At 70.4% G+C, this 25,154-nt stretch carries 24 protein-coding genes; 14 read left to right on the top strand and 10 right to left on the bottom strand.

The features are described from left to right. Positions 1–87 precede the first annotated feature (87 nt). Positions 88–849: a hypothetical protein gene (locus tag GEMRO_RS0125570; protein WP_027136280.1), complete on the top strand. Its 762-nt coding sequence runs from the start codon at positions 88–90 to the stop codon at positions 847–849. Here the strand turns inward: GEMRO_RS0125570 and GEMRO_RS31895 are convergent. Continuing rightward, on the bottom strand, positions 800–1,948 hold the full coding sequence (locus GEMRO_RS31895) for an iron-containing alcohol dehydrogenase (protein ID WP_051329482.1): 1,149 nt from the start codon (positions 1,946–1,948) through the stop codon (positions 800–802). The two genes, GEMRO_RS0125570 and GEMRO_RS31895, sit on opposite strands and share 50 nt — an antisense overlap. A gap of 80 nt (positions 1,949–2,028) precedes the next feature. Here GEMRO_RS31895 and GEMRO_RS0125560 point away from each other — a divergent pair, with 80 nt between their 5' ends. The 4 genes from GEMRO_RS0125560 to hemA all read left to right on the top strand — a co-directional run bounded on the left by GEMRO_RS0125560 (position 2,029) and on the right by hemA (position 6,658). After that, positions 2,029–3,138: a mandelate racemase/muconate lactonizing enzyme family protein gene (locus tag GEMRO_RS0125560; RefSeq protein WP_027136279.1), complete on the top strand. Its 1,110-nt coding sequence runs from the start codon at positions 2,029–2,031 to the stop codon at positions 3,136–3,138. Then, positions 3,138–3,974 carry an MOSC domain-containing protein gene (locus GEMRO_RS0125555; RefSeq protein WP_027136278.1) on the top strand — a complete coding sequence of 279 codons (837 nt, stop codon included), beginning with the start codon at positions 3,138–3,140 and terminating at the stop codon, positions 3,972–3,974. The genes GEMRO_RS0125560 and GEMRO_RS0125555 overlap by 1 nt, the downstream gene beginning before the upstream one ends. Positions 3,975–4,126: 152 nt before the next feature. After that, positions 4,127–5,317, top strand: a complete 1,191-nt coding sequence (locus tag GEMRO_RS31890) for a type III PLP-dependent enzyme (protein WP_169728450.1) — start codon at positions 4,127–4,129, stop codon at positions 5,315–5,317. Between the two features lie 129 nt (positions 5,318–5,446). Continuing rightward, on the top strand, positions 5,447–6,658 hold the full coding sequence (gene hemA, locus GEMRO_RS0125545) for a 5-aminolevulinate synthase (RefSeq protein WP_027136277.1): 1,212 nt from the start codon (positions 5,447–5,449) through the stop codon (positions 6,656–6,658). 40 nt (positions 6,659–6,698) lie between these two features. Here the strand turns inward: hemA and GEMRO_RS0125540 are convergent, their stop codons facing one another. Together GEMRO_RS0125540 and rpoZ are read right to left on the bottom strand one after the other, a co-directional pair. Further along, positions 6,699–8,840, bottom strand: a complete 2,142-nt coding sequence (locus GEMRO_RS0125540; RefSeq protein ID WP_027136276.1) for a RelA/SpoT family protein — start codon at positions 8,838–8,840, stop codon at positions 6,699–6,701. Positions 8,841–8,994: 154 nt separating this feature from the next. Next, entirely contained in the window at positions 8,995–9,366 is a 372-nt protein-coding gene (gene rpoZ / locus GEMRO_RS31885) for a DNA-directed RNA polymerase subunit omega (protein ID WP_035486023.1), read from the bottom strand. Between the two features lie 269 nt (positions 9,367–9,635). Here rpoZ and GEMRO_RS0125530 point away from each other — a divergent pair, with 269 nt between their 5' ends. After that, on the top strand, positions 9,636–10,265 hold the full coding sequence (locus GEMRO_RS0125530) for a LabA-like NYN domain-containing protein (protein WP_035486021.1): 630 nt from the start codon (positions 9,636–9,638) through the stop codon (positions 10,263–10,265). 14 nt (positions 10,266–10,279) lie between these two features. Then, positions 10,280–10,921, top strand: coding sequence for a uracil-DNA glycosylase (locus tag GEMRO_RS0125525; protein WP_027136274.1), 642 nt, complete (start codon positions 10,280–10,282; stop codon positions 10,919–10,921). Here the strand turns inward: GEMRO_RS0125525 and GEMRO_RS31880 are convergent. From GEMRO_RS31880 to GEMRO_RS31875, 3 genes are read right to left on the bottom strand one after another with little or no spacing between them, the layout of a single operon-like run. Further along, a complete protein-coding gene (locus GEMRO_RS31880) occupies positions 10,902–11,819 on the bottom strand; it encodes an alpha/beta fold hydrolase (protein WP_051329480.1) in 918 nt (305 codons plus the stop codon). The two genes, GEMRO_RS0125525 and GEMRO_RS31880, sit on opposite strands and share 20 nt — an antisense overlap. Further along, positions 11,816–12,808: a threonine ammonia-lyase gene (locus GEMRO_RS0125515; RefSeq protein WP_240476772.1), complete on the bottom strand. Its 993-nt coding sequence runs from the start codon at positions 12,806–12,808 to the stop codon at positions 11,816–11,818. The genes GEMRO_RS31880 and GEMRO_RS0125515 overlap by 4 nt, the downstream gene beginning before the upstream one ends. A gap of 37 nt (positions 12,809–12,845) precedes the next feature. Next, entirely contained in the window at positions 12,846–14,780 is a 1,935-nt protein-coding gene (locus tag GEMRO_RS31875) for a lytic transglycosylase domain-containing protein (RefSeq protein ID WP_051329479.1), read from the bottom strand. 239 nt (positions 14,781–15,019) lie between these two features. Between GEMRO_RS31875 and dapA the strand changes: the two genes are divergently transcribed. The 6 genes from dapA (at position 15,020) to GEMRO_RS0125480 (ending at position 20,182) form a co-directional block, all read left to right on the top strand. After that, on the top strand, positions 15,020–15,895 hold the full coding sequence (gene dapA / locus GEMRO_RS0125505) for a 4-hydroxy-tetrahydrodipicolinate synthase (protein ID WP_027136272.1): 876 nt from the start codon (positions 15,020–15,022) through the stop codon (positions 15,893–15,895). Between the two features lie 10 nt (positions 15,896–15,905). After that, on the top strand, positions 15,906–16,388 hold the full coding sequence (gene smpB, locus GEMRO_RS0125500) for an SsrA-binding protein SmpB (RefSeq protein WP_027136271.1): 483 nt from the start codon (positions 15,906–15,908) through the stop codon (positions 16,386–16,388). A gap of 93 nt (positions 16,389–16,481) precedes the next feature. Further along, a complete protein-coding gene (motA, locus tag GEMRO_RS0125495; RefSeq protein ID WP_027136270.1) occupies positions 16,482–17,360 on the top strand; it encodes a flagellar motor stator protein MotA in 879 nt (292 codons plus the stop codon). 6 nt (positions 17,361–17,366) lie between these two features. Further along, a complete protein-coding gene (locus tag GEMRO_RS31870; protein ID WP_051329478.1) occupies positions 17,367–18,299 on the top strand; it encodes a flagellar motor protein MotB in 933 nt (310 codons plus the stop codon). Between the two features lie 112 nt (positions 18,300–18,411). Continuing rightward, positions 18,412–19,137, top strand: coding sequence for a sugar isomerase domain-containing protein (locus tag GEMRO_RS0125485; protein WP_027136269.1), 726 nt, complete (start codon positions 18,412–18,414; stop codon positions 19,135–19,137). A 25-nt stretch (positions 19,138–19,162) separates the two neighbouring features. Further along, positions 19,163–20,182 (top strand): SIS domain-containing protein, encoded by a 1,020-nt coding sequence (locus GEMRO_RS0125480; RefSeq protein ID WP_027136268.1) that lies wholly within the window; start codon positions 19,163–19,165, stop codon positions 20,180–20,182. Positions 20,183–20,214: 32 nt separating this feature from the next. On the opposite strand, the gene GEMRO_RS31865 is transcribed toward GEMRO_RS0125480, so the two are convergent. Continuing rightward, positions 20,215–21,138, bottom strand: a complete 924-nt coding sequence (locus GEMRO_RS31865) for a DMT family transporter (RefSeq protein ID WP_035486017.1) — start codon at positions 21,136–21,138, stop codon at positions 20,215–20,217. A gap of 79 nt (positions 21,139–21,217) precedes the next feature. Between GEMRO_RS31865 and GEMRO_RS0125470 the strand changes: the two genes are divergently transcribed. Continuing rightward, positions 21,218–22,075 carry a LysR family transcriptional regulator gene (locus GEMRO_RS0125470; RefSeq protein WP_027136267.1) on the top strand — a complete coding sequence of 286 codons (858 nt, stop codon included), beginning with the start codon at positions 21,218–21,220 and terminating at the stop codon, positions 22,073–22,075. Positions 22,076–22,124: 49 nt separating this feature from the next. Here the strand turns inward: GEMRO_RS0125470 and GEMRO_RS0125465 are convergent, their stop codons facing one another. From GEMRO_RS0125465 to GEMRO_RS0125455, 3 genes are read right to left on the bottom strand one after another with little or no spacing between them, the layout of a single operon-like run. After that, the gene (locus tag GEMRO_RS0125465) at positions 22,125–22,904 is read right to left on the bottom strand and encodes a 3-hydroxybutyrate dehydrogenase (RefSeq protein WP_027136266.1); all 780 of its coding nucleotides are present in this window, start codon (positions 22,902–22,904) and stop codon (positions 22,125–22,127) included. A gap of 33 nt (positions 22,905–22,937) precedes the next feature. Further along, positions 22,938–23,675 carry an acetoacetate decarboxylase gene (locus GEMRO_RS0125460; RefSeq protein ID WP_027136265.1) on the bottom strand — a complete coding sequence of 246 codons (738 nt, stop codon included), beginning with the start codon at positions 23,673–23,675 and terminating at the stop codon, positions 22,938–22,940. 27 nt (positions 23,676–23,702) lie between these two features. Further along, entirely contained in the window at positions 23,703–24,875 is a 1,173-nt protein-coding gene (locus GEMRO_RS0125455) for a patatin-like phospholipase family protein (RefSeq protein WP_240476771.1), read from the bottom strand. Between the last annotated feature and the right edge of the window lie 279 nt (positions 24,876–25,154).

The following is a 25,154-nucleotide window of genomic DNA, read 5'->3' as shown; positions in this document are numbered from 1 at the left end:
TCCTTGCTCTGGAAGCTGCTAGGCAAATATTCCTTATCTTGGTACCTTGCGCCCGACATGCCGCCCACCACGCAGGGATCCCGCCCCATGCCCCGCAGCCTCGCCCAGGCCCAAGCCTCCCGCCAGAACGGCGCCCGCAGCCGCGGCCCTACCACCCCCGAGGGCAAGGCCCGCGCCGCCCAGAACGCCCGCACCGTGGCGATGCGCTCCACCGACCCGTGCCTTGCCGATTTCGAGGAAACCGACCGCTTCCACGAGCTGGAGCGCTCGGTCTACGACCGCTACCGGCCGCTCTGCCCGGTGGAGGCGTCCTTGTGCGCCCGGATCGCCATGGCGCTGTGGCGGGCCGAGCGCGCCGACCAGCTGGAGGCCGAGTACTGGTGCCTGCCGGTGCCGGTCTCGCGCTTTTCCGAGACGCTGAAGCTGGCCGCCGTGCTGGTGCACGAGGAGGGCCACCGCCCGCGCAGCCTGGCCACCATCCTGCGCTACCAGGCCGAGGCGATGAACGCGGTCACCCGCGCGCTGAAAGCCCTGGCGCTGCTGCGCGCCGGCACCGCCGAGCCGCGAAACGAGGAGGACGAGCCGGCGGACGCGAAGGAGGCCGGGCCCGCGCCCGCCAACCAGAACCAGCCGGTGCCAGCCGCGATCTGCACGAACGAACCCGAGCCGGAGCCGGCGCAGCCCGCCCCGGAACCGGTCGAGCCTGCGGCAGCCCCGGCCCGGGCCGCTGTTCCCATGCTTTACACGAACGAACCCGGGCGGGCGGCCGCTTCGGCAAATAGCGCGAACGAGCCCGGGCTCAGCCCGCCAGCACCATGCTCACCACCTCGCGCAGCTCCTCCTCGGTGAAGTGCCGGCAGTTCGCCTGCAGCATCGGCAGGTTCTCCGGGGCCAGCGCGGTCGCGTAGAGCGCATCGGTATGCTCGGGGCCCAGGCCCACGTCGGACAGGTCGCGGCCGATCTCGACCTCGTCCAGCAGCCGGTCATAGGCGGTCACCAGGTCGGTGGGCAGCACGCCCATGGCGGCGGCGACCTCGGCATGGGCGCGCGGCGCCTCTTCCTGGTTCGCCTCCAGCACCGCGCCCAACGCCAGCGCCACCGCCCGGCCGTGATGGACATGGGCCAGCGTGCCCATGGCATGGCCGATCGCGTGGGCGGCGCCGGTCCCGGCATTATCGATCGCAGTGCCGGCCAGGGCGGCTGCGACCAGCATCCCGCCGCGCGCCTCCAGGTTGGCCGGCTCGTCCAACGCAGGGCCCAGATGCCGGGAGACCAGCCGGATCGCGTGCAGCGCCGGGGCCGCCACCAGGGGGTTGGCGCGCCGGTTGGTCGCCGCCTCGATCGCGTGCACCAGGGCGTCCAGCCCGGTCCAGGCGGTGAGCCTGGCCGGCAGGGTCACCGACAGGGTCGGGTCCAGCACCGCCAGGGCCGGGCGCAGCTCCTCGCCCCAGCTCCAGACCTTGTGGCCGTGGCTGTTGGTGAACACCGCGGTGCGGGTCATCTCCGCCCCGGTCCCGGCGGTGGTCGGCACCGCGATGATCGGCAGGGTCGCACGCGGCAGGGGCGTGGCGCACAGGCCGTAGGCGTCGGCCGGGTCCTCCCCGGCGGCGGTCACCGCAGCGAGCTTGCCGGCGTCGATCGCCGAGCCGCCGCCCACCGCGATCACCAGCTGCGCCCGCTGGCTGCGCGCCGCCGCCGCGGCGGCGTTGATCCGGGCGCTGTCCGGGTCGCCCACGATCTCGGCATACATGGTCACCTGGTGGCCGGCCATCGCCAGGCGCTCGCGCATCCGCACCACCCGGTCCTGCATCGCGATCGCCCGGTCGGCCACCAGCAGGACCCGGGCCTGGGAGCCCACCAGCGCGGTCACGTCCTCGGCCACCGCCAGCGCCCGGTCCTCGCCGTAGATGACCGGGGTGCCCCGCTCCAGACCGAAGCTCGCCGACATACGAAACCCTCCGACGCAACTGTTTCCCCGTGCTATCCGCAGGCATGGCCACGCGGCAAGCAGGCGGGAGTGGGGCTGGAATGAAAATTGCAAAGATCGAGCTGTCGCATCACGCGATCGACCTGGATCCACCCTTCCCGGCCTCCTGGGACCCCGTCCCCCGCCGCCGCTTCGTGGTCGACCTGGTCCGGGTCACCACCGATGACGGCCTGGTCGGGGTGGGCTCCGGCGACCCGATGCCCGGCCTGATCGGCAACGAGCATCTGTTCATCGGCCAGGACCCCCGCGACCTCGCCCGCCATGCGCGGATCATCGACAACCTGTCGTTCTTCTACGGGCGGATCTGGCCCCTGGATCTCGCTCTGTGGGACCTGTTCGGCAAGATCACCGGCCAGCCGGTCTGGCGCCTGCTCGGCGGCAGCTCCGGCAGGATCCCCTGCTACGCCTCGTCCGGCACGCTGCGCGATCCCAAGGCCATGGCCGCCCAGGCCGAGCGCTTCGCCGAGCTCGGCTACAAGCACATGAAGGTGCGCTTCCACGAGGCCGACTGGCGCCAGGACATCCACAAGATCCAGGCGATCCGCGCCGCCATCGGCGACCGGATGGAGCTGATGGTCGACTGCAACCAGGGCTGGCGGATGCCCTGGGACGCCTCGCCGTCCTGGACCCTGAAGGACGCCCTGGCGGTGACCCGCGCCCTGGAGCCCTTGGGCGTGTTCTGGCTGGAGGAGCCCTTGCACCGCTCCGACCTGCAGGGCATGCGGATCCTGCGCGAATCCACCTCGATCCGGATCGCCGGCGGCGAGCTCGCCCGCGACCTGGAGAGCATGCGCGCCTGGCTGCGCGAGGGCTGCGTCGACGTTCTGCAGACCGACGTGGTCTGCGGCGGCGGCATCACCGGCCTGGCCGACCTGTTCCGCGAGGCCCGCGCCATGGGCGTGGCCTTCACCCCGCATACCTGGGGCAACGGCATCGGCCTGCTCGCCAACGCCCATCTGGTGGCGGGCCTGGGGCCGATGCTGCCCCTGGAATTCCCCTACGACCCGCCGGAATGGACCACCGCCAGGCGTGACCACGGCCTGGTGGCGCCGATCGAGGTCGATGCGCAGGCCTGCCTGAACCTGGACGAGAGCCCGGGCCTGGGCATTCACCTGGACGAGGAACGCCTGGCTGCGACGAGGATCGGCTGATGCTGCAAGGACGGATCAGCGGCCTGTTCGTTTATCCGGTCAAGGGCTGCCGCGGCATCGCCCTGGACCAGGCGACGCTGGGCCCGCTCGGCCTGGAGCATGACCGCCGCTTCCTGGTGGTCCGCCCGGACGGCCGCTTCCTCAGCCAGCGCGAATTGCCGGCCATGGCGACGGTGGTGCCGGCGTTCGAGGACGGCGCCCTGGCGCTCCGCTTCGGCGGCAGCCGGCACCTGGTCGACCTGGCCATGGCCGGCCCGCCGATGGAGGTGACCATCTGGAAGGACCGCTTCCCGGCGCTGACCGGGGATCCGGCCACCGACCAGGCCCTGTCCGATCATCTCGGCCGCCCGGTCCGCCTGGTCCGCTTCGACCCGGAGGTGGAGCGCTATTGCCGGGGCAGGGGGGCGCCCCCCGGCACCCGCACCAGCTTCGTGGACGACTTCCCGATCCTCCTGACCAGCACCGCCTCGCTCACCCGGCTGAACGACCAGCTCCAGGAAGCCGGCGGCCCGGCGCTGCCGATGGACCGGTTCCGGCCGAACATCGTGGTGGACGGCCTGCCGGCCTATGCCGAGGACGACCATCCTTACGCGGTGGCGGACGGCATCCGCCTGGCGCTGGCGAGCGCCTGCGAGCGCTGCATCGTCCCCACCACCGACCAGGAGAGCGGCGAGCGGACCGGCCCGGAGCCGATCCGGACCCTGAAGCGGTACCATGCGGACGACTCGGGCCGACCTTTGTTTGGCCAGAACGCCGTGTGGCTGGATGACGGCAAACCCGCCCCAGCGCTGCGGATCGGGGCCTTGATCGGGCTTCACATGGAAGTAGATGCCTAAGTCCATCTAAATCCGGGACTAATTATAGCTTGCGTCAGGGGGGTAGTGTCCCTATCTACCCCCCGACGAAAAGAAGCCCATGCACTGCGGCGCGCGCGGCGGCGGCTTTCTGATCAGCCCTGGACCTCCACCGGTCTCTCGGAAGGTTGGAAATGACCACTAGCTACGGCAGCGCTGAGGCGTTGCTCACCCATCACCTCAGTTCTCACCCGATTGTCGGCGTCCGGCCCCACGTGGTCGAGCGCACGGCCAGGCGTATGATCGCCGCCTTTCCGGGCGACGTCCTCTATGCCGTCAAATGCAACGACGCCGATCCGGTTCTCGATGCACTGTGGAAGGGCGGAATCCGTCACTTCGACACCGCCTCGATTGGTGAGGTTCGCCAGATTCGCCGCCGTTTTCCCGGTGCGATCTGCCATTTCATGCACCCGGTGAAGTCGCCCGAGGCCATTGCCGAGGCTTACTTCGAGCACGGCGTGCGCAGCTTCGTCCTCGACCACGAGGAGGAGCTGGCCAAGATCGTCCAGGTCACCGGGCGGGCGAAGGATCTCGACCTGTTCGTGCGCCTGGCAGTCCCGGGCGAGGGTGCCGTGCTGACCCTGACCGGCAAGTTCGGCTGCGAGGTGCATGAGGCGCCGGCCCTGGTGCGCGCCTGCCGCGCGTTCGGCAGGAGCGTGGGCATCACCTTCCATGTCGGCTCGCAGTGCCTGGACCCGACCGCGTTCCGCCGGGCGCTCGGCCTGTGCGGCCAGGTGGTGCGCGAGACCGGCCCGGTCGACATGATCGATGTCGGCGGCGGCTTTCCCGGGCGCTATGTCGGCGACGAGCCGGCGTTCGAGCACTTCGTGGCGGCCATCAAGAAGGCGGTCGCGGATTACGGCCTGTCCGGCACGCCGTTGCAGTGCGAGCCCGGCCGCGCCCTGGTCGCCGACGGCGCCTCGGTGTTCGCGCGCGTCGAGCTGCGCCGCGGCGCTTCGCTCTACCTGAACGACGGGGTGTACGGGAACCTGGCCGAGCTGAAATGGATCGGCCCGCAGTTCCCGCTGCGCGCGATCCGCGCCGACGGCCAGCGCAGCGAGGCGCCGCTGATGTCCTACGACCTGTTCGGGCCCACCTGCGACAGCATCGATTCGATGCCGGGCCCGCACTGGCTGCCTTCCGACATGGACGAGGGCGACTGGGTCGAGGTCGGCCAGATGGGTGCTTACAGCAACGCGCTGCGCACCCGCTTCAACGGCTTCGAGACCGGCACCGTGGTGTTCCTGCACGACGAGGCCTTCGACCGGGTCCGGCTCCAGGAGAGCCGCAGCGAGGCGACCTTCGTCTACGCCCAGGCCGCCTGACCGGCCTTCCTCGATCTGCTCCGGCCGCGACATCCTGGCCGGAGCAGCGTCGAAACACTGGAATCCATCCAGCGTCCGTCGCACATTCGGTGCCATAAGACGTTGGCGCCAGGACTCGGGACAGACATCATGGATTACGAGCGCATCTTCCGCGAGGCGGTCACGGCCGTGCGCGCAGAGGGTCGCTACCGGGTCTTTTGCGATATTGAGCGGCAGGTCGGCACGTTCCCGCGCGCACTGCGCCATACTCCCGACGGACCGCGCCCGGTCGTGATCTGGTGCTCCAACGACTATCTGGGGATGGGCACCCATCCGATGGTGGTCGAGGCCGGGCGCGAGGCGGTGCGCTGCCACGGCACCGGTGCCGGCGGCACCCGCAACATCAGCGGCTCCAACCATCTGCACGTGGCGCTGGAGCGCGAGCTGGCCGGGCTGCACCGCAAGGAAGCGGCCCTGGTGTTCACCTCGGGCTATGTCGCCAACGAGGCGGCCCTCTCCACCCTGGCCAGGCTCCTGCCCGACGGCGTCGTGTTCAGCGACGAGAAGAACCACGCCTCGATGATCGCCGGGATCCGCAACGGCGGCGCGCCCAAACGGATCTTCCGGCACAACGACGTCGAGCACCTGGAGCAGATGCTGGCGGAGACCGCGCCCGAGCGCCCCAAGCTGATCGCGTTCGAGGGCGTCTACTCCATGGACGGCAGCTTCGGCCGGGTCGGCGAGATCATGGACCTGGCCGAGCGCTACGGCGCCATGACCTATCTGGACGAGGTCCACGCGGTCGGCATGTACGGCGACCAGGGTGGCGGCATCGCCCAGATGATGGGCCAGGAGCACCGGGTGACGGTGATCCAGGGCACGCTCGGCAAGGCGTTCGGCGCGCTGGGCGGCTACATCGCCGGCTCCGGGGCGCTGATCGACGCGATCCGCTCCTATGCCTCGGGCTTCATCTTCACCACCTCGCTGCCGCCGGCGGTGACCGGGGCGGCGCTGGCCAGCGTCCGCTACCTGAAGACCAGCGACGCCGAGCGGATCCGCCACCAGGAGCGGGCAGCATCGGTGCGCGGCCGGCTGGCGGCGGCCGGGATCCCGGTGATGGACAACCCGTCCCACATCGTGCCGGTGTTCGTGGGCGACCCGGTGCGCTGCAAGCAGGCCAGCGACCTGCTCCTGGACCGCCACGGCATCTACATCCAGCCGATCAACTATCCCACCGTGCCCAAGGGCACCGAGCGCCTGCGGATCACCCCCTCGCCGCTGCACGACGACGCGCTGGTCGACCATCTGGTCGAGGCGCTCAGCGATGTCTGGGCGGTGCTGGAGCTGAAGCGGGCCGCCTGAGGCGGCCGCTCCTCGATCCTGGTCGGGCAAGTCCGCCCGGTCAGCCGATCAGCAGGCGGTCCACGCCGTTGACGATGGCGCTGGAGCGCAGCGCCGCCTGGATCTGGTCGAGCTGCTCGCGCGACTGGACCTCGACGTCCAGCACGATCTCGAACAGCTCCTCGTCCTTGCGGTTCATCCGCACGTCGGTGATGTTGCCGCCCTGCTTGCCGATCACCGTGCTGACCGTGCCGAGGGCACCCGGCTTGTTGGTCACCATTACCGCTAGGCGGGCGGGGGCGGTGGCATCGGCGAGGCGGCCGTTCCAGCCGAGCGTCATCAGGCCGGCATGGTCCTCGGCCGCCACCGTCCGGCATTCCAGCCGGTGGATCGCGATCCCCTTGCCGGTCCGCACCACGCCCACGATCGGGTCGCCCGGCACCGGGTGGCAGCAGCCGGCGAAATGGAACGCCACCCCGGTCGGCAGGCCGCGGATCGGCCCGGCATGCTCGGTCTGGTCGATCGGCACGCCCTTGGAGCGGTGCGGCTGCAGGGTCTCTTCCTGCACCGGCGCCGGCTGCAGCTCGCTGCGCACCGCGTCGACCACGCTCTTGGCATGGAGCGTGCCGTCGCCCACCGCGACCAGCAGGTCCTCGACGCTTTTCAGCGACAAAGCCTGGCGGGCCTTGTCCAGGTGCTTCTCGCTGAACGGCAGGTGCTCGCGCTCGGCCAGCTTGACCACCTGGTCCTTGCCCAGCTCGATGAACTCCGAGCGGCGCTGCTGGCGCAGGAACCGGCGGATCCGCGAGCGCGCCTTGCCGGTGACGACAAACCGCTCCCAGGCCGGCGAGGGCGTGGCGCCCTTGGCGGTGATGATCTGGACCTGGTCGCCGTTTTTCAGCTGGGTGCGCAGCTGCACGATCCGCCCGTCGACCTTGGCGCCCACGCAGGAATCGCCGATCTGGGAATGGACCGCATAGGCGAAGTCCACCGGGGTAGCGCCACGCGGCAGGCTGATCAGCTGGCCCTTGGGCGTGAAGCAGAACGCCTGGTCCTGGAACATCTCGAGCTTGGTGTGCTCGAGGAACTCCTCCGGGTCGCTGGCATGCTCCAGGATCTCGAGCAGCGAGCGCAGCCAGCGGAACTGCCGCCCGTCGCGCGGCCGCTCGCCGTCCTTGTAGGCCCAGTGCGCCGCCACGCCGAGCTCCGCCACCTCGTGCATCTCGGTGGTGCGGATCTGGATCTCGACCTTGCGTCCTTCCGGCCCCAGGATCGTGGTGTGCAGCGAGCGGTAGCCGTTCGGCTTGGGCAGGCTGATATAGTCCTTGAACCGCCCGGGCAGGGTCTGCCACTTGCCGTGGATGATGCCGAGCGAGGCGTAGCACTCGCCGACCGTGCCCACGATCACCCGGAACGCCATCAGGTCCGAGAGCTGCTCGAAGCTGACGTTCTTGTTCTGCATCTTGCGCCAGATCGAGTAGGGCGACTTCACCCGCCCGGTGATCTCGGCCTCGATGCCTTCCTTGTGCAGGGTCTCGCGCAGGGAGGTGCAGATCCGCTCGATCAGGCCCTCATCGCCCTGGCGCAGCGTGTCCAGGCGGTGCAGCACCCCTTCGCGATGCTCGGGCCACAAGGCGGCGAACGCCAGGTCCTCCAGCTCGCCCTTCATCGATTCCATGCCGATCCGCTCGGCGAGCGGCGCATAGATCTCGATGGTCTCCCGCGCGATCCGCTTGCGCCGCTCATCGTTCTTGATGAAGTGCAGCGTGCGCATGTTGTGCAGCCGGTCGGCCAGCTTGACCAGCAGCACCCGGATATCCTCGCTCATGGCGAGGAGCAGCTTGCGGAAATTCTCGGCCTGCGCGGTCTCGGCCGACTGCAGCTCGATCTTGTTGAGCTTGGTCACCCCCTCGACCAGGCGCGCCACCTCCTTGCCGAACAGCTTGGCCAGCTCGGCATTGGTGGTGCCGGTGTCCTCCACGGTGTCGTGGAGCAGGCCGGTGGCGATCGAGGCGGTGTCGAGCTTCAGCCCGGCCAGGATGCCGGCGACCTCGACAGGGTGGTGGTAATAGGGGTCGCCCGACGCGCGCAGCTGCGAGCCGTGCGCCCGCATGGTGAACACGTAGGCGCGGTCCAGCAGCTCCTCGTCGACGTTCGGGTCGTAGGCCCGGACCAGGTCGACCAGCTCGTACTGGCGGAGGATCTTGCGGCGTGGTGCCGGCTTGGCCGGTTCCGCCGACGCCTCGGCGGGCGGGTTCAGAAGGAGTTCGTCACCGGCTTCGAGCTTCACGGTCGCCGCGTTCTCCATGGATGGGGCGGCCGCCGCTGCCCGTACCGCGGCCGCTCCTCGCCTGTGTTCAGCGATCGAAGCCCTCGTCCTCGACGATGTCCTGGTCCTGGTAGGACACGTCTTCCGGCATCTGGCCGATCTGGCCGAGATCCGGGGCAGGCATGAGCGCGTCGAGCTCGTCCTGCAGGCTCTCCGGCTCCTCGCTGCCGACCTCGGCATGGCGACGCAGGCCGTGGATCATCTCGTAGCGCAGATGGTCCAGCTCGACCTTGTCCTCGGCGATCTCGCGCAGCGCCACGACAGGGTTCTTGTCGTTGTCGCGGTCGAGGGTGAGAGCGGCGCCGGCCGACACGTCGCGCGCACGCTGCGCTGCGAGCATGACGAGTTCGAACCGGCTCGGGACGCGCTCAACGCAGTCCTCGACGGTGATGCGGGCCATGAACAGACTCCGGGAGGGAAAAACGACGTCGTCCGCTCATCTAATGCATCGCAGGCCCGGGTGCAAACGGCTGCCGAACGAAAAGCGACGAGATGACACTGATGAAATATCCCGGAGGGACGGGCATGATACCGTCACCATCAACAACCACAAGGTGATTGAACAGTGCGCCCTGGTCGCAGGGCGGTTGCCGAGCGGATTGCCACGCTCTAAGTCACGTGTTCCGTCACCCGGCGGACAATAGATTACAACGCACTCGGAGCGGCCCGATGGGGCTCCTGCCCTCTGATATCCTTCACCCAGACGATCGGACCTCGCTGTTCATCGACGGGGCCAACCTGTACCAAGCCGCACGCGCCCTCGCGTTCGATATCGACTACAAGAGGTTGTTGCGCACGTTCAATCTGTCCTGCCGATTCGTGCGGGCCTATTATTACACGGCTCTCCTGGACGAACAGGAGTACTCCCCGATCCGGCCGCTCGTCGACTGGCTGGACTACAACGGCTACACCATGGTGACCAAGCCGTTGAAGGAGTACACCCAGAGCACCGGCCGCCGGAAGTACAAGGGCAACATGGATGTCGACATCGCGGTCGACATCATGGAACAGTCGCATTTCCTGGACCACATCGTCCTGATCTCCGGCGACGGCGATTTCCGGCGCCTGGTCGACGCGGTCCAGCGGCGCGGCAAGCGCGTCACCGTGATCTCCACCATCAAGATCCAGCCGCCGCTGATCGCCGATGAGTTGCGCCGCCAGGCCGACTTTTTCGTCGATCTGGCCGATCTGATGCCGCTGATCGCCCGGGAAACCCACCGGCCGATGTCCGCCGACGACCATGACCTCGACAATGAGGTCGGCGAGGACGAGCAGGACGACGAGCAGGTCGAGAGCTGAGCGGGCAGGGGGCGGTGCGTGCCGTGCCGCCGGCGGATTGTCCGCTCTGCCCGCGGCTGGCCGCGTTCCGGGCTGCCAACCGGGCGAAGTTTCCCGGCTGGCACCATGCGCCGGTGCCCTCCTTCGGTCCGGCCGATGCCCGCCTCCTGATCGTGGGGCTGGCACCCGGGCTGCGCGGCGCCAACCGCACCGGGCGCCCGTTCACCGGCGACTTTGCCGGCGACGTCCTCTATGCGGCGCTGGCCAGGCATGGCCTGGCGGCGGGCGAGTACCGGGCGGACCCGGCCGACGGCTTCCGTCTGGTCGGCAGCCGGGTCACCAACGCCGCACGCTGCGTGCCCCCTGAGAACAAGCCGACCCCGGCCGAGGTGGCGACCTGCCGGCGCTTCCTGGTCGACGAGCTGACTGTTCCGCCGCGGCCCCGGGTCGTGCTGGTGCTGGGCCGGATTGCCCACGAATCGACGGTGCGCGCCCTTGGCCGCAAGCCGTCGGAACTGCCGTTCGGCCACGGGGCGGTCCACCAGGTCGACGAGGGTACCCGGCTGGTCTGCAGCTACCACACCTCGCGCTACAACGTGCAGACCAACCGGCTCACCTACCCGATGGTCGAGGAGATCGTCCGCACGGTGGCGGCGCTCAGCTCGGAATCCGGCTGAGCCAGCGGTCGAACCCGTCCCAGAACGCCCGGCGCGCCGGCGCCTGCTCGATCAGGATCTCGTGGCGCGCCTGGGCGATCTCCAGCAGTTCGCCCTTGGGAAGCCATTCGGCCATCTGGCCGATGGCGGGGTTGTCGACCACCTGCTCGTTCTCGGCCCGCGCCAGGAGAACCGGGACCTGGATCGCCGCGGCATAGGCCGGCCGATGGGTCTGCGCGATCGAGCGCAGCCCGGCGCGCACCCAGCCATGGGTCGGCCCGCCCAGGCGCAGCTCCGGATCGGCCTCGAGCAGGGCGCGGAACGCCAGGTAGTGCTCCTCGCTGCTGGTAAGCACGTTGCCTTCGAACGGATGGTAGGCGTAGGGCCTGGGGCCCTGGCCCGGCACATAGGCCTCCGCCCGGCCGATCAGGCACATCAGCCGGACCATGGCCGAGACGGCCGAGGCGGCAAGGTTGCCGAACCGCATCTGGATCAGGGGGGCCGTCATCGCCGCCCCGGCAAAGAAGCCCGGCCGGTCGTGCAGGAAGCGCAGGCCGACCTGGCCGCCCATGGAATGGGCCAGCATCAGGCGCGGCCCGGGCAGGCGGCGCGCCTCGACCAGCTCGGTGATCGCGGCAAGGTCGGCCTGGTAGTCCTCGTAGCGCTCGATGTGGCCCTTGGCCCGGTCGGCCAGCAGCCGGTCCGACAGGCCCTGGCCGCGCCAGTCGAAGGCGACCACGTCGAAGCGGCGCTCCAGCAGCTCCGGCACGACGCCCTGGTACTTCTCGACGAACTCGGTCCGGCCGTTGCAGATCACCACGGTGCCGCGGCGCTGCCCCTCGCCGCGCCAGGTGACGCAGCGCAGCCGCAGCCCGTCGACCGTGGGCCAGTCGACCCGGGTCTCCCGCTGGCCGGTCATCGGGCCGCCGGGCTTTCCGCCAGCACGTCCCGGAACAGCTCGGCATCCACGTTGCCGCCGGACAGCACCGCGACCACGGTCCGGCCCCTGGCGGGCACCACGCCGGCCAGCACGGTGGCCAGCGCCACCGCACCGCCCGGTTCCACCACCAGCTTGAAGAACCGGAACGCCGCCCGCATCGCGTCGCGCACTGCTTCGTCGTCCACCACCGCCCCGCCGGCCAGGAGCCGCCGGTTGACCACAAAGGTGAGCTCGCCCGGGATCGGCGCCATCAGCGCGTCGCAGATCGTTTGGCCGGCGCCGCCATGGGCGACCCGCTCCCCGCGCTCCAGCGAGCGGGCATGGTCGTCGAACCCGGCCGGCTCGGCCACCCGCAGCTCGGTGTCCGGGAAGCTGTCGCGGATCGCCGTGGCGATGCCGGCGATCAGCCCGCCGCCGCTGGCAGGCGCCGCCACCACGTCCGGCACGATGCCGAGCGCCCGGCACTGCTGGGCGATCTCCAGCCCCACGGTTCCCTGGCCGGCCATCACCAGCGGGTCGTCGTAGGGGCGCACCAGCACCGCGTCCTGCTCCGCCGCGATCCTGGCGCCGATCGCCTCGCGATCCTCGTTGCGGCGGTCGTAGAGCACCACCTCGGCGCCGTAGGCGCGGGTGTTCTCGATCTTGGTGCGCGGCGCATCGGCCGGCATGATGATGGTCGCGGCGTTGTTGGAGATCTGGGCGGCGTGGGCGACCCCCTGGGCGTGGTTGCCCGACGAGAACGCCACCACCGGCCGGCCGCCGGCGGCGGTGACCGCGTTGTAGGCGCCGCGGAACTTGAAGCTGCCGGTCCGCTGCAGGCACTCCGCCTTGACCAGGAGCCGCCCGCCCAGCCGGGCGTTCAGGAGCGGGCTCTCCAGGAGCGGCGTGCGCAGGGCGAGGCCGTCCAGGCGCTCGGCCGCCGCCCGGATCGCGTCGATCGAGAGCGGCAGGTCGTCATCGGCGGGCAAGGCGGATCTCCGGGAGGTGGGCGGACGGTCGGGCGGCTCAGGACGGGTCGCTGGAGCTCGGTTCGAACGGGTGGCCGGCCACCTCGGCATTCCAGCCAAAGCGCAGGCGGTAGACGTTGCGGCCCTCCAGGACCCGCTGAACATAGTTGCGCGTCTCGGCGAACGGAATGAGCTCCATCCAGTCGATCAGCCGGTGCAGCCCCTTGCCGCGCGGGTCGCCATAGCGGGCAATCCAGCTGTCGACCCGTCTGGGCCCGGCATTGTAGGCGGCGATCGCCAGGGCCGGCTCTCCCCAGCGGCGCAGCTGCTCGGCCATGTAGGTCCGCCCGAGCGAGACGTTGTAGACCGGGTCGGTCAGCAGGCGGGAGGCGGCATAGTCGAGGCCCTGCTTGCGCGCCATCGCCTTGGCGGTGCCCGGCATCAGCTGCAGCAGGCCGAGCGCCCCGCTCGGGCTCTGCGCGCGGGGATCGAACTGGCTCTCCTGACGCGCGATCGCGGTCACCAGCGCCGGGTCGACCCCGGACGGGTCGATGAGGGCCAGGAAGGGCGGTGCCGGAAAGGCGGCCGCGGCCCGCAGGTCGCCGCCGCGCTGGCCCAGCCGGGCCGTCTGCACCACCGTGTCCAGCCGGTCGCAGGAGGCGGCGAGATCGGCCACCTGGCCAAGCGTCGCCGGATCGTCCAGGGCCGTCTCCGCCAGATGCGCCAGGATCGGCCCGGCCTGGGGCTTGCCGTTCTGCGCGCACAGCAGGCGCGCGAGCCTGACCTGCCTGCGCTCCGCGAACGCCGCTTCGGCCTTCTTGCCAGGGGCCGGGAAGTCCAGCGACGGGAGGCTCGGCGCCTGGCCGGTCTCCAGCCAGGCGATCTGCCCATAGAAGGCGGTGCCGTGCCGGCCTGCGGCCCTCCAGCTCTCGGCCGCCCATTCCGGCTTGCCGGCCCTGGCCTGCGCCCGGCCGGTCCAATAGGCGCCGCGGGCCAGGCTGATCGGCGAGCCGACCGCGTCGGTCATCTTCTGGAAATGGGCGGCGGCGTCCTTGGGCTGGTCCAGGAAGCTCAGGGCCAGCCAGCCGGCCAGCCATTCCGCGTCGGCGAAGCTCGGATGGTCCTCGGGCTGCCGGTGCGCCACCGCCAAACGGTAGGCTTCCTTGTAGGCGCCGGCATCGATCCGGTCGCGGATCTGGATGTGCCGCTCCCGCCACCATGCGGCCGGCTGCGCCTTGGCGCTGCGGATCAGCAGCAGGAGCTCGCGTGCCCGGGCGTCGCGCCCGTCCCGGCGTGCCCGGGCGATCCGGTCCAGGGTCAGGCCCGGATCGGTTTTGAGCGCCTCCGGCACCGCGGCCACGGCCCGGTCGATGCCGCTGGAATCGGACTGCAGCAGGATGCGCGCCTCGGCCAGCCGGCGATGGCCCTGGTCGAGCCGCTTGGCCTGGCGGCGTGCCTCGTCCCGGCTGCCGGCCGCCAGCAGGGCATCCAGGCGGGCGCGCTGCTGCTCCGGCGTGATCAGCTCGCCCAGACGGACCAGGAAATACTGCTCCTCGCCGGCCGAGAACCGGCCGTCCACCCAGGCCAGCCCGGCGATCCGCGCGGCGTTCGCCCGGTCGCCCTGGTCCAGCAGGGCCAGGGCCATCCGGGTCCGGCCCTGGCGGGTGACCGGGTCGCGCTTGGCGAAGAACGCCAGCACCTCCTGGTCCGGGACGGTGGCATCCATGGCCTCCTCGGCGCGGCGCTGGATCCGGCCGATGCTGGGCCAGTCGGGCTCCCCGGCCAGGAACGCCTCGAACCTGTCGAACGCCGGCAGCGGCTTGCCGTCGCGCAGCTCGCGCCAGGCCACGTAGTCGCGCAGGAGGTCGCCGCCGGCGTCGTCGGCCTTGGCGCGCGCCCAGGAGAAATGCCCGGCCTCGACCGCGCGCAGCACGTCCTGCACGCTCTCGGCGCCGGCCGGCCCCGGTGCGGCCAGGACCGCCAGGCCGAGCACGAGCGCGGCCAGGGCGGGCCGCCACCAGGTCTTTCGCGGGAGGGGAGGGCAGGGGGTGGAAGAAGGGGCGGAGCTGGCGGGGGACCCGGGTGGAGGGGCCAGGTCGGGCAACCAAGCGCTGCGCATCGCGTAACCGTTCCCGAAGGGATCGTGCCCCCGACTTGCCGGAGGCAGGCGCAGGCGACTATCGTTGATCACGGGCACGGCTCCAAGCCGAAAGAACCAGAAGGTTGAAAAGTATGTTTCGTGGCTCCATCGTCGCGCTAGTCACTCCGTTTCGCGACGGTGCGGTCGACGAGAAAGCGCTGCGCGAGCTGGTCGAATGGCACATCGCCGAAGGCACCGACGGTTTCGTCCCGGTCGGTACCACCGGCGAGAGCCCGACCCTCAGCCACGCCGAGCACGAGCGGGTGGTGGAGCTGTGCATCGAGGTGGTGGCCGGCCGCAAGCCGGTGATCGCCGGGGCGGGCTCCAACAGCACCGCCGAGGCGATCAGCCTCACCCAGCATGCCGAGCGGGCCGGCGCCGACGCAGCCCTGGTGGTGACGCCCTACTACAACAAGCCCACCCAGGCCGGCCTGTACGCCCACTACCATGCGATCCACGAGCAGACCGGCATCCCGATCATCATCTACAACATTCCCGGGCGCAGCATCGTCGACATGACCCCGGAAACGATGGGCCGGCTGGCCGAGCTGCCACGGATCGTGGGGGTCAAGGACGCTTCCAACGACATCGTCCGCCCGCTGCTGACCACCGAGACCTGCGGCAGCGAGTTCCTGCAGGTGTCGGGCGAGGACGCCAACATCGTGGCCTTCCTGGCCCATGGCGGCCATGGCTGCATCTCGGTCACCGCCAACGTCGCGCCGAAGCTGTGCGCGGATCTGCATGACGCCTGGGCCGCCGGCCGCACCGGCGAGGCGCTGGAGATTCATCGCCGCCTGATGCCGCTGCACCAGGCGCTGTTCTGTGAAAGCAGCCCGGCACCCACCAAATATGCCTTGTCCCGGCTGGGTCGCTGCCGCTCGGAGCTCCGGCTCCCGCTGGTGGAGCCGCAGCCGGCATCGAAGGAACGCATCGACTCGGCGCTGCGCGCGGTCGGCTTGACGAACTGAGAAGGTCGCTTTGGCGAAGAAGCAGGAAGGCCGCAAGGTCGTCGCGCAGAACCGCAAGGCTCTGTACGAGTATTTCATCGATGAACGGTTCGAGGCCGGCCTGGTGCTCAATGGCACCGAGGTGAAGTCGCTGCGCGAGGGGCGGTCGACCATCGGCGACGCCCATGCCGGCGAGATGCAGGGCGATCTCTGGCTGTTCAACGCCTACATTCCGGAGTTCCACGGCGGCAACCAGTTCAACCACGAGACCCGCCGGCCGCGGAAGCTGCTGATGCGCCGCCGGCAGATCGACAGCCTGAAGGGGGCCGTGCAGCGTAAGGGCCTGACCGTGGTGCCGCTCTCGATCTACTTCAACGAGCGCGGCTGGGCGAAGGTCGAGCTGGGCCTGGCCCGCGGCAAGAAGATGGTCGACAAGCGCGAGAGCGAGAAGGAGCGCGACTGGCAGCGCGACAAGCAGCGCCTCCTGCGCGAGACCCATCGCGCCAACGACTGACGGAAGGGCCTGGAAAGCCGGGCCCGTTAATGGATAGGCAAGGAATCGCGGCTATGGTGTCCCCGGTAGACCTACCGGAGGCGCCGTCCGCGCATGTTCGCCATCATCGGCCTCGTCCTCGTGTTCGTGATGATCTTCGGCGGCTATGCGCTGGCAGGCGGCAAGTTCGGCCTGATCATCAAGGCCGCCCCGTTCGAGCTGATGATGATCGGCGGCGGCGGGGCCGGCACCTTCCTGGTCGCCAACGGCACCCAGGTGGTCAAGGGCGCGCTGCGCGACCTCAAGCGGGTGTTCGCCGGGCCGAAATGGAAGAAGGACGACTATCGCGACCTTCTCTGCCTGATGTTCACCATCGTGAAGCTGCTCAAGACCAAGGGCGTGCTGGCGCTCGAGCCGCATATCGACAACCCGCACGAAAGCGCCCTGTTCGGCCGCTACCCCAAGATCCAGCACGACCATTTCGCCTGCGACTTCATCTCCGACACCGTGCGCATGATGACCATGAGCATGGACGACGCGATGCAGGTCGAGGACAGCATGAACCGGCAGCTCAAGAAGCATCACGGCGAGCAGCTGATGAACTCGGGCGCGCTGCAGACCATGGCCGATGCCTTCCCGGCGCTCGGGATCGTCGCCGCGGTTCTGGGCATCGTGAAGACCATGGCCGCGATCGACCAGCCGGTCGACATCCTGGGCAAGATGATCGGCGGCGCGCTGGTCGGCACCTTCCTCGGGATCTTCCTGTCCTACGGGATCTTCGCGCCGATGGCCTCGCGCCTGGCGCAGACCTACGAGGAGGACGCCCAGTTCTACGCGATCATCCGCGACTGCCTGGTGGCCTATCTGCAGGGTCATGCCGCCCCGATCGCGGTCGAGCTGGCGCGAGGCAGCGTGCCTTCCCACCTGCAGCCGAACTTCCAGGCCGTCGAGGAACTGCTCCAGCAGATCCCCGCCGAGCCGATGGCGGCGTGACCGGCCATGGCGCCCAGGAAGGATGGCCGGATCGTCGTCCGCAAGGTGGTGGAGGCCGGCCATGGCGGACACCATGGCGGCGCCTGGAAGGTCGCCTACGCGGACTTCGTCACCGCGATGATGGCGTTCTTCCTGCTGATGTGGCTGCTCGGGACCACCAGCAAGGCCAAGCTGGAGGGGCTGGCCGAGTATTTCACCGATCCCGGCTCGGTCAGCCGGCTGCCGCCCGGCGGCGATGCCGGCATCCTGCGCGGCAGCATGGCGATGGCGCCGAGCTTCATCCAGATCCCACCGGCCTCGCCCTTCGACCTGTCGCCGACCCCCGCCCGCGGCGAGCAGACCGACAGCGAGCTGGCGGACCGGGTGGTGCAGGCGTTTGGACCCGTCGGCGACGACCCGGCCCTGGACATGCCGGGCGACGCCGAGGATGCCAGGACGTTCGCGCAGGTCGAGGACCGCATCCGCGAGGCCCTGGCTGCCCGCGACGATCTGGCCCCGTTCCGCAACCAGCTGCAGGTCACCCGCACCGAGGCCGGCCTGCGCATCGAGCTGCTCGACCGGGAGAACCTCGCCATGTTTCCCTCCGGCAGCGACCGCCTGTCGCCGGAGGCGCTGCGCCTGCTGGAGGTGGTGGCGGCCGCGGTGGCCGACCAGCCCAACCGCCTGTCGATCCGCGGCCACACCGATTCGCGGCCGTTCGCCAGCGGGGCCGGCAGCGACAACTGGCGGCTCTCCTCCGACCGGGCCAACGCCACCCGGCTGGCGATGACCGGGATGGGCCTGGCGGCGGCGCGGATCGCGGAGGTGGTCGGCAAGGCCGACACCGAGCCGCGCCTGCCCGAGCGGCCGGAGGATCCACGCAACCGCCGGATCTCGATCCTGCTGATGAACCATGCCGCTCCGGCAGGAGAAGAGATGGTGGATCCGGCCGGGCCGTGAGCACGCTCCCGGGCGGCTTCCGCCCGCTCCGGATCGCCGTCCCCGCCCGACCGCCGCTCCGGCAGCGCCGCGGCCGGTGACGCGGCCTTTGGATGCTGGTAGGCCAAGGGCCATGAGCAAGGTCATCGACGATTATCTGGCGCATCTCTCGGCCTTCATGGCACAGGCGGCGGGTCCTGGCCGGGCAACGCTGGAGGCCGCGGCCGAGGCCTGCGTGCAGGCGGTGCTGGCCGACCGGACGATCTGGTTGTTCGGCGCCGGGCATGGCCAGTGCCTGGCGCTGGAACTGCATCACCGGGCCGGCACCTCGGCCTGCTTTGTGCCGATGGCGTCCCCGGCGCTGGCCTTCGCCGAGGGTGCCGCGGTCGAGACCGCCCTGGAGCGGCTGCCGGCGATGGCGCCGGCCATGGTCGCCCGGCATGCCTGGCAGCCCGGCGACGTGCTGATCGCGATCTCGTCGAGCGGCACCACCCCGCTCACGGTCGAGGTGGCGCGGCTGGCCGGGGAGCGCGGGCTGACCGTGCTGGCGCTTGGCTCGCCCGCCTGCGCGGCCAGCCGGCCGGAGCGGCCGTCCTTGTTCGCGCTGGCCGACCATGTCCTGGACAATGGCGCGCCCGAAGGGGATGCGGTGGTGGAACTGGCCCAGGACCTCCGGGTCGGCGCGTTCTCCAGCGTGAGCGGGGCGCTGCTCCTGCAGCTGCTGGCCGGGCGGGTCGCCGAGCGCCTTCTGGAGCAGGATTTTGCGCCGCCGGTCTGGCGCGCCTCGGCGCTGCCAGGCTCCGACGCTCATAACGACCGGCTGGCGGCGGTCTGGCAGGAGCGCAACCGCAGCCTCTGAGGCGAAGGCCAACAGGAGAGATCGGATGGCACCGGACAGCCTGATGCAGCAGGAGGCGCTCTTCGCGCCGGTAGCCGTGCGCCGGCTGATCGAGACTGGCGCCCAGGAGCGCCAGGCGGTGGCGGCGGCGCTGCGCTCGAGGCCGCCGGCCCTGGCGGTGACGGTCGGTCGCGGCAGCTCCGACCATGTCTGCACGTTCGCCGCCTGGAGCCTTGCCCGCTGGCTGGGCCTGCCGACCATGTCGCTGCCGCCCTCCCTGGTGACCCGCGACGGCGCCGGGCTGCGGGTCGCGGGCGCGCTGATGCTGGCGATCTCCCAGTCCGGCCGGGGGGCCGACGTCGTCGAGGTGGTCAGCTGGGGGCGGCGTGCCGGGGCTCGCACCGTGGCGCTGGTCAACGACGCGGGATCGCCGCTGGGTTCGGCCGCGGAGTTCGTTTTGGACCAGCGGGCCGGGCCGGAGCAAAGCGTCGCCGCCACCAAGTCGGTGATCTGCTCGATGGCGGCGATCCAGGCCCTGCTGGCGGATCTTGCCGGGGACGCGTCCCTGCGCGCCGCCCTGGAGCGGCTGCCCGGTGACCTGGAGGCCACCGCCGCCCAGAGCGGCGGGCTACCGGTCGGGCCGCTCGTCGCCGCCGAGCATGCCTTCGTGCTCGGCCGGGGTGCCGGGCTGTCCGCCGGGCTGGAGATCGCCCTGAAGCTGAAGGAGACCTGCGGGCTGTCCGCCGAAGCGCTGTCCGCCGCCGAGGTCCGCCACGGCCCGCGCGAGGTGGTGGGACCGGGCTTCCTGGTGGTGGCGCTGGCGCTGCCAGGGCCTACCGGGGCCGACGTGCGGGCCGCCGCGGCGGAACTGGCCGGCCAGGGCGCCTCGGTGATCCTGGTGGGCGACCAGCCGGGCGACCACTGGCGCCTGCCAACGATCGACCCGGCCAACGGGCCGCTGGCCGCCCTGCAGCTGGCCTATCCGGCGATCGCGGCCGCGGCCCTTGCCCGTGGCCGCGACCCGGACCGGCCCCGCACCCTGTCCAAGGTCACCAGCACCTTCTGATCCGCCGGGCTGAAGCGCCGCGCCGTCCTGGCCTAGCGCGGGACCGCCGCCGGTGTGGCGCTCCCGGCGGCCGGCCTGCCCCCGGCGGCGATCCCGATTCCCGCCAGCACTGCGGCGATGCCCACCCCCAGGGACCAGCGCATCGGCTCGTCCAGGATCAGAGCGCCGGTGAGGCCGGCCGCGAGCGGGTTGACGGTGACCGCGACCGCGACCCGGGTCGGCGTGGTGTGCTGGAGGGCGAACGCCCACAGCCAGAAGGTCAGGGCGCTTCCGAGCACGCCCAGATAAAGCACCGCGGCCCATTCGCCGGGCCCGAACCGCAGGGTGGCGGCAAAGCCGCCCTGGGCAGCGGCGATCACCGCCAGGCAGCCAGCGCCCGCCGCCATCGCCAGGGCGGTGAACGGCACCGGCCCGGAGCGGCGGATCAGCGGCCTGGACCAGACATTGTAGAGCGCCATGCACAGGGCGGCGCCCCCCATCAGCAGGTCGCCCCGCCAGGCTCCCTCCGGCGCCTGGCCGAGATCGGCCAACAGCCCGATCGCCACCCCGGCCATCGCGACCCCGACGCCGATGGCCTTGCGGGCGCTCAGCGGCTCCACGCGCAGCGAGGCCGCCACCAGCATGGTCAGCAGCGGCAGGGTGGAGAGGGCCAGGGCGCCGCGGGCGGCGGTGGTGAAGGCCAGGGAGGCGTTGAACAGCACCGGGAAGACCGCGAAGAACAGGATCCCCAGCCCGGCTACGCCCGGCCAGTCGGCGGGCGCCGGCCAGGGCTCCGGCCGCAGCATCGCCACCGGCAGGAGGAGCAGGCAGCCGGCGCCGAACCGGAACACGCCCAGGGTGATCGGGTCGGCTGCCGCCACCACGTAGCGGGTCACTCCGACCGAGGCCCCGCCCAGGCCGCTCGAGAGCATGGCGGCGAGCACGCCCAGCAGTTCCATCCGACGTCCCCCGGCCATGGTTCCTTGCCTGCTGCATAGCCAGACCGGTACTCATCAGGGAATGGCATTGAGCTGATGAGGCTCATCACGATCGCCCATGACCATGCCCGACCTGGATCCCGACCTGCTCAAGGCGTTCGTGGCGGTGGCCGAACAGCGCTCGTTCACCCGCGCGGCGCTGGCGCTGCACCGCACCCAGTCCGCAGTGAGCATGCAGATCCGGCGGCTGGAGGAGCGGCTGGAGGTGGATCTGTTCCACCGCACCACCGTGCAGGTCGAGCTCAGCCCCGCCGGCGAGAGGCTGCTGGGCTATGCCCGGCGGATCCTGGTGCTGGGCGAGGAGGCGGTGGGGCGGCTGCGCGCCCACAAGGTCGAGGGACTGGTCCGGCTGGGGGTGATGGACGACCATGGCACTCTGGTGCTGCCGGCGATCCTGGCCGGGTTCGCCGGCGACTACCCGCATATCCGCCTGGAGATGGAAACCGGCCTGACCGCCACCATGCCGGACCGGCTCGGCAGCGCCTTCGACCTGGTCCTGGCCCTGCATCCGGAGGGGCAGGCCGCCGGCCAGTTCGTGCGTCGCGAGCAGGCGGTCTGGGCCACCGGCCTGGGCCACGAGACCGAGCGGCAGGACCCGGTGCCGCTGGCGCTTTATCCGGGCGGCTGCCTCCTGCGCCGCTATGCCACCGAGGCGCTGGACCGCGAGGGGCGGCCCTGGCGGATCGCCTTTGTGAGCCACAGCCTGGCAGCGGTCGAGGCGGTGGCCGCCCAGGGGCTGGCGGTGACGGTGGTGAAGGCCGCCACCTTCCCGGATCGGCTGCGGCGGCTGGGCGAGGCGGAGGGAATGCCCGCCCTGCCGGGCCTGGAGACCCGGCTGCACCGCGCACCCAACCTTCCCCGCGCCGCGGCGCTGCTGGCCGACCATCTGGTGGCGGCGATGCAGCATCCGGGGTGAGGGAAGGGTCGGCGCCGCGCCAGGCCAGCGGCGGGCGCCGCCCGGTCGCTCAGTTCATGAACCAGCCATGGCTGACCACGATCGACTGGCCGGTCAGCGCATTCGATTCGAAGGAAGCCAGGAACAGGGCGGTGTTGGCCACGTCCTCCACCGTGGTGAACTCGCCGTCCACCGTCTCCTTCAGCATCACCTTCCTGATCACGTCCTCCTCCGAGATGCCGAGTTCCTTGGCCTGCTCGGGGATCTGCTTGTCGACCAGCGGCGTGCGCACGAAGCCCGGGCAGATCACGTTGGAGCGCACGCCATGCGCGGCGCCTTCCTTGGCGACCACCTTGGACAGGCCGATCAGGCCGTGCTTGGCGGTCACGTAGGGCGCCTTGAGCACGGATGCCTCCTTGGAGTGCACCGAGCCCATGTAGATCACGCTGCCGCTCTTCTGCTTGTACATCTGGCGCAGGGCCGCGCGCGTGGTCAGGAAGGCGCCGTCCAGGTGGATCGCCAGCATCTTCTGCCACTTGGCGAACTCGAACTCCACCACCGGCGCCACGATCTGGATGCCGGCATTGCTGACCAGCACGTCCAGCGCGCCGAACCGGTCGATCACCTGCTGCATCCCGGCATCGACCTGGGACTCGTTGGTGACGTCCATGGCGACGCCCAGGGAGCGGTCGCCGGACGGGTCCAGTTCCCTGGCCGTGGCCATCGCCGCCTCGGCGTTGAGGTCGGCGATCACCACCTTGGCGCCCTCGCGGGCATAGACCCTGGCGATCTCCTTGCCGATGCCGCTCGCGGCCCCGGTGACGACGGCGACCTTGTCTTGCAGGCGCATAGATCTACTCCATCAAAAGCGAAAACGACCCGATCAGGCCAGGTAGTCGTGGACGACCTTGCCCATGCCCAGCGTCAGGTCGGCGATGATATGGCTGGCGGACACGATCTCCAGCACCGGCAGTTCCGCCACCGGCGCCAGGGCGTGCGAGGCCAGGGTCAGGGAGGCCGGGCCGGTCCAGGCCCCGTGCAGGTCGACGTCTTCCAGGTAGTACTCGACCAGCTCGCAGATCCGGGCGGTGCCGTCGACATGCGGGATGATCTTGATCAGCCAGGTGGGCGTCAACATCGACGCCTTCACCTTCTCGGCATCGGCGACCTTGTGCTTGTAGCCCATGGTGCCGGTGGCGATCCGCACCGACCCGTAGTCGAGCGTGCCCAGCATCGTGTCGACATCGGCGCGCAGGGTCGGCTTCGCCAGCTTCTTGGGAAAGCCCCACAACTCCCGGCCGCCGGCGATCGGCGGATGGTCGTCCAGGAACATGCAATGGGTGTAGCCGCCCTTGCGTCCCTGGAAGCTCACCGGGATGACCTGGCCGCTCTCGGTATAGTCGCCAAAGCCGGTGGAATCGGCCATGCGGATGAACTCGAACTTCACCAGCGGCTCGTCGACCTGGAGCGGCTCGGGCACCAGGGCGCGCAGCTTGTCCGGGTCGGTCCGGTAGGTGATGATCAGGTATTCGCGATGGTAGAAGCGATAGGGCCCCAGCGGGAAGGCCGGGCTGGTCAGCGGCATCGCGTAGGCGCGCTCGCGCACCTCGTTCTCGGTCATCGTCGCCTCGTACTGGTGATGGACGGGCTATTCCCGCCCCTGGTAGGCAAGGTCGAAGGTGAAGACGCCGTCCGGGCTCTTCGGCCGCTCCAGGACCTCGGGATGCCGCAAGGTGCGCACGGCATCGTGGTAGCCGCTCTTCCAGTGCTCCTCCATGGTCCGCCTGGAGAACTCGTAGTCCTTGGCCGCTCCCTCATAGCGCTTGGAGCGGTAGATCAATTGGATGATGTTGTGCACTTTGTGGTCGGCCTCGCTGGCCAGCAAGGCGATGTCCGGCTCGGCCTGGCGCTCCGGCGGCAACGACTTCAGGACCCGGCTCAGGGCGTGGCGCAGGTGCTGGGCATACTTGAACTGGTCGGTGGTGGCCCGGGTCCGGCTGGAGAACCGGATCTCCTTCTGGCGGACATCCGCCTCGTTGAGGTTGCGCGGCAGGTCGCCCCGAGCGCTCCACAGGTCGACCTGGAAGGCCAGCGTGTCCTGGCGCGGCCTGCCCTCCAGCACCCATTGCAGCGGGGTGTTGGAGACGATGCCCCCGTCCCAGTAGAACTCCCCCTCGATCTCGGTGGCGGGGAAGCCCGGCGGCAGGGAGCCGCTGGCGATGACGTGCTCGGGCCGGATCATCTGGCGGGTACTGTCGAAGTAAACGAAATTGCCGGTCCGGACGTTGACGGCGCCGACGCTGAAGCGGGTGCCGCCGGCATTGATCCGGTCGAAGTCGACCAGCCGTTCCAGCGTCGCCTTGAGCGGCGTCACGTCGTAATAGCTCTGCGCCTCCATGGTGCCGGGCGGCTGGAACTGCGGGGGGACCGGCCGCGGCGTGAAGAAGCCCTGCGCGCCGCCGACCAGCACCCCGAAGGCCCGCATCTGGTTGACCACGCTGCGGGCCAGGTCGCCCTTGATTTCCAGGGCCTCGAAGTCCGGGATACCGAACGGCGGCGTGGTGATCTCCTCCCAGAACGCGCGCAGGCGCTCGACCCGCTTTTCCGGAGGATTGCCCGCGATCAGCGCCGAGTTGATCGCGCCGATCGAGATCCCCGCCACCCAGTCCGGATGGAGGCCCGCCTCCGCCAGCGCCTGGTAGACACCCGCCTGGTAGGATCCCAGGGCCCCGCCGCCCTGCAGGAGCAGCGCGATGCACTCGAAGGGAGGGCGCTCGCTGCACAGGTGCGACTTCTTCTTGGGGATCTGTCTGTTCGACACCGTGGTTCCCGCAGCAGGATGAAGATGGTGACGCCGCTTCGGCCGCCCCGCGATGACGGAAACCGTCGAAAGCTGCTTGTCCGGGATGCGGTCGCGCCGGCGCGGCTTGTCGGTCCGTTTCCACCGCTCCGATCAGTAGATCCTGTTCGCCCGCCGATACAACGACAAATCCGTGGCATACCGGCGGCAGGGCCGCGAGACCGGGGGGGATAGCAAGGCGGTCCATGGGCGAGGTGCCGCCACGGCCAGCGGGAACGAGGACATGGAGGCGGGGCGGAC

The organism is Geminicoccus roseus DSM 18922 (assembly GCF_000427665.1).
Classification (GTDB): domain Bacteria; phylum Pseudomonadota; class Alphaproteobacteria; order Geminicoccales; family Geminicoccaceae; genus Geminicoccus; species Geminicoccus roseus.
The sequence above is the reverse complement of the archived record's forward strand: the minus strand, read 5'-3'. Positions and strand labels throughout refer to the sequence as shown.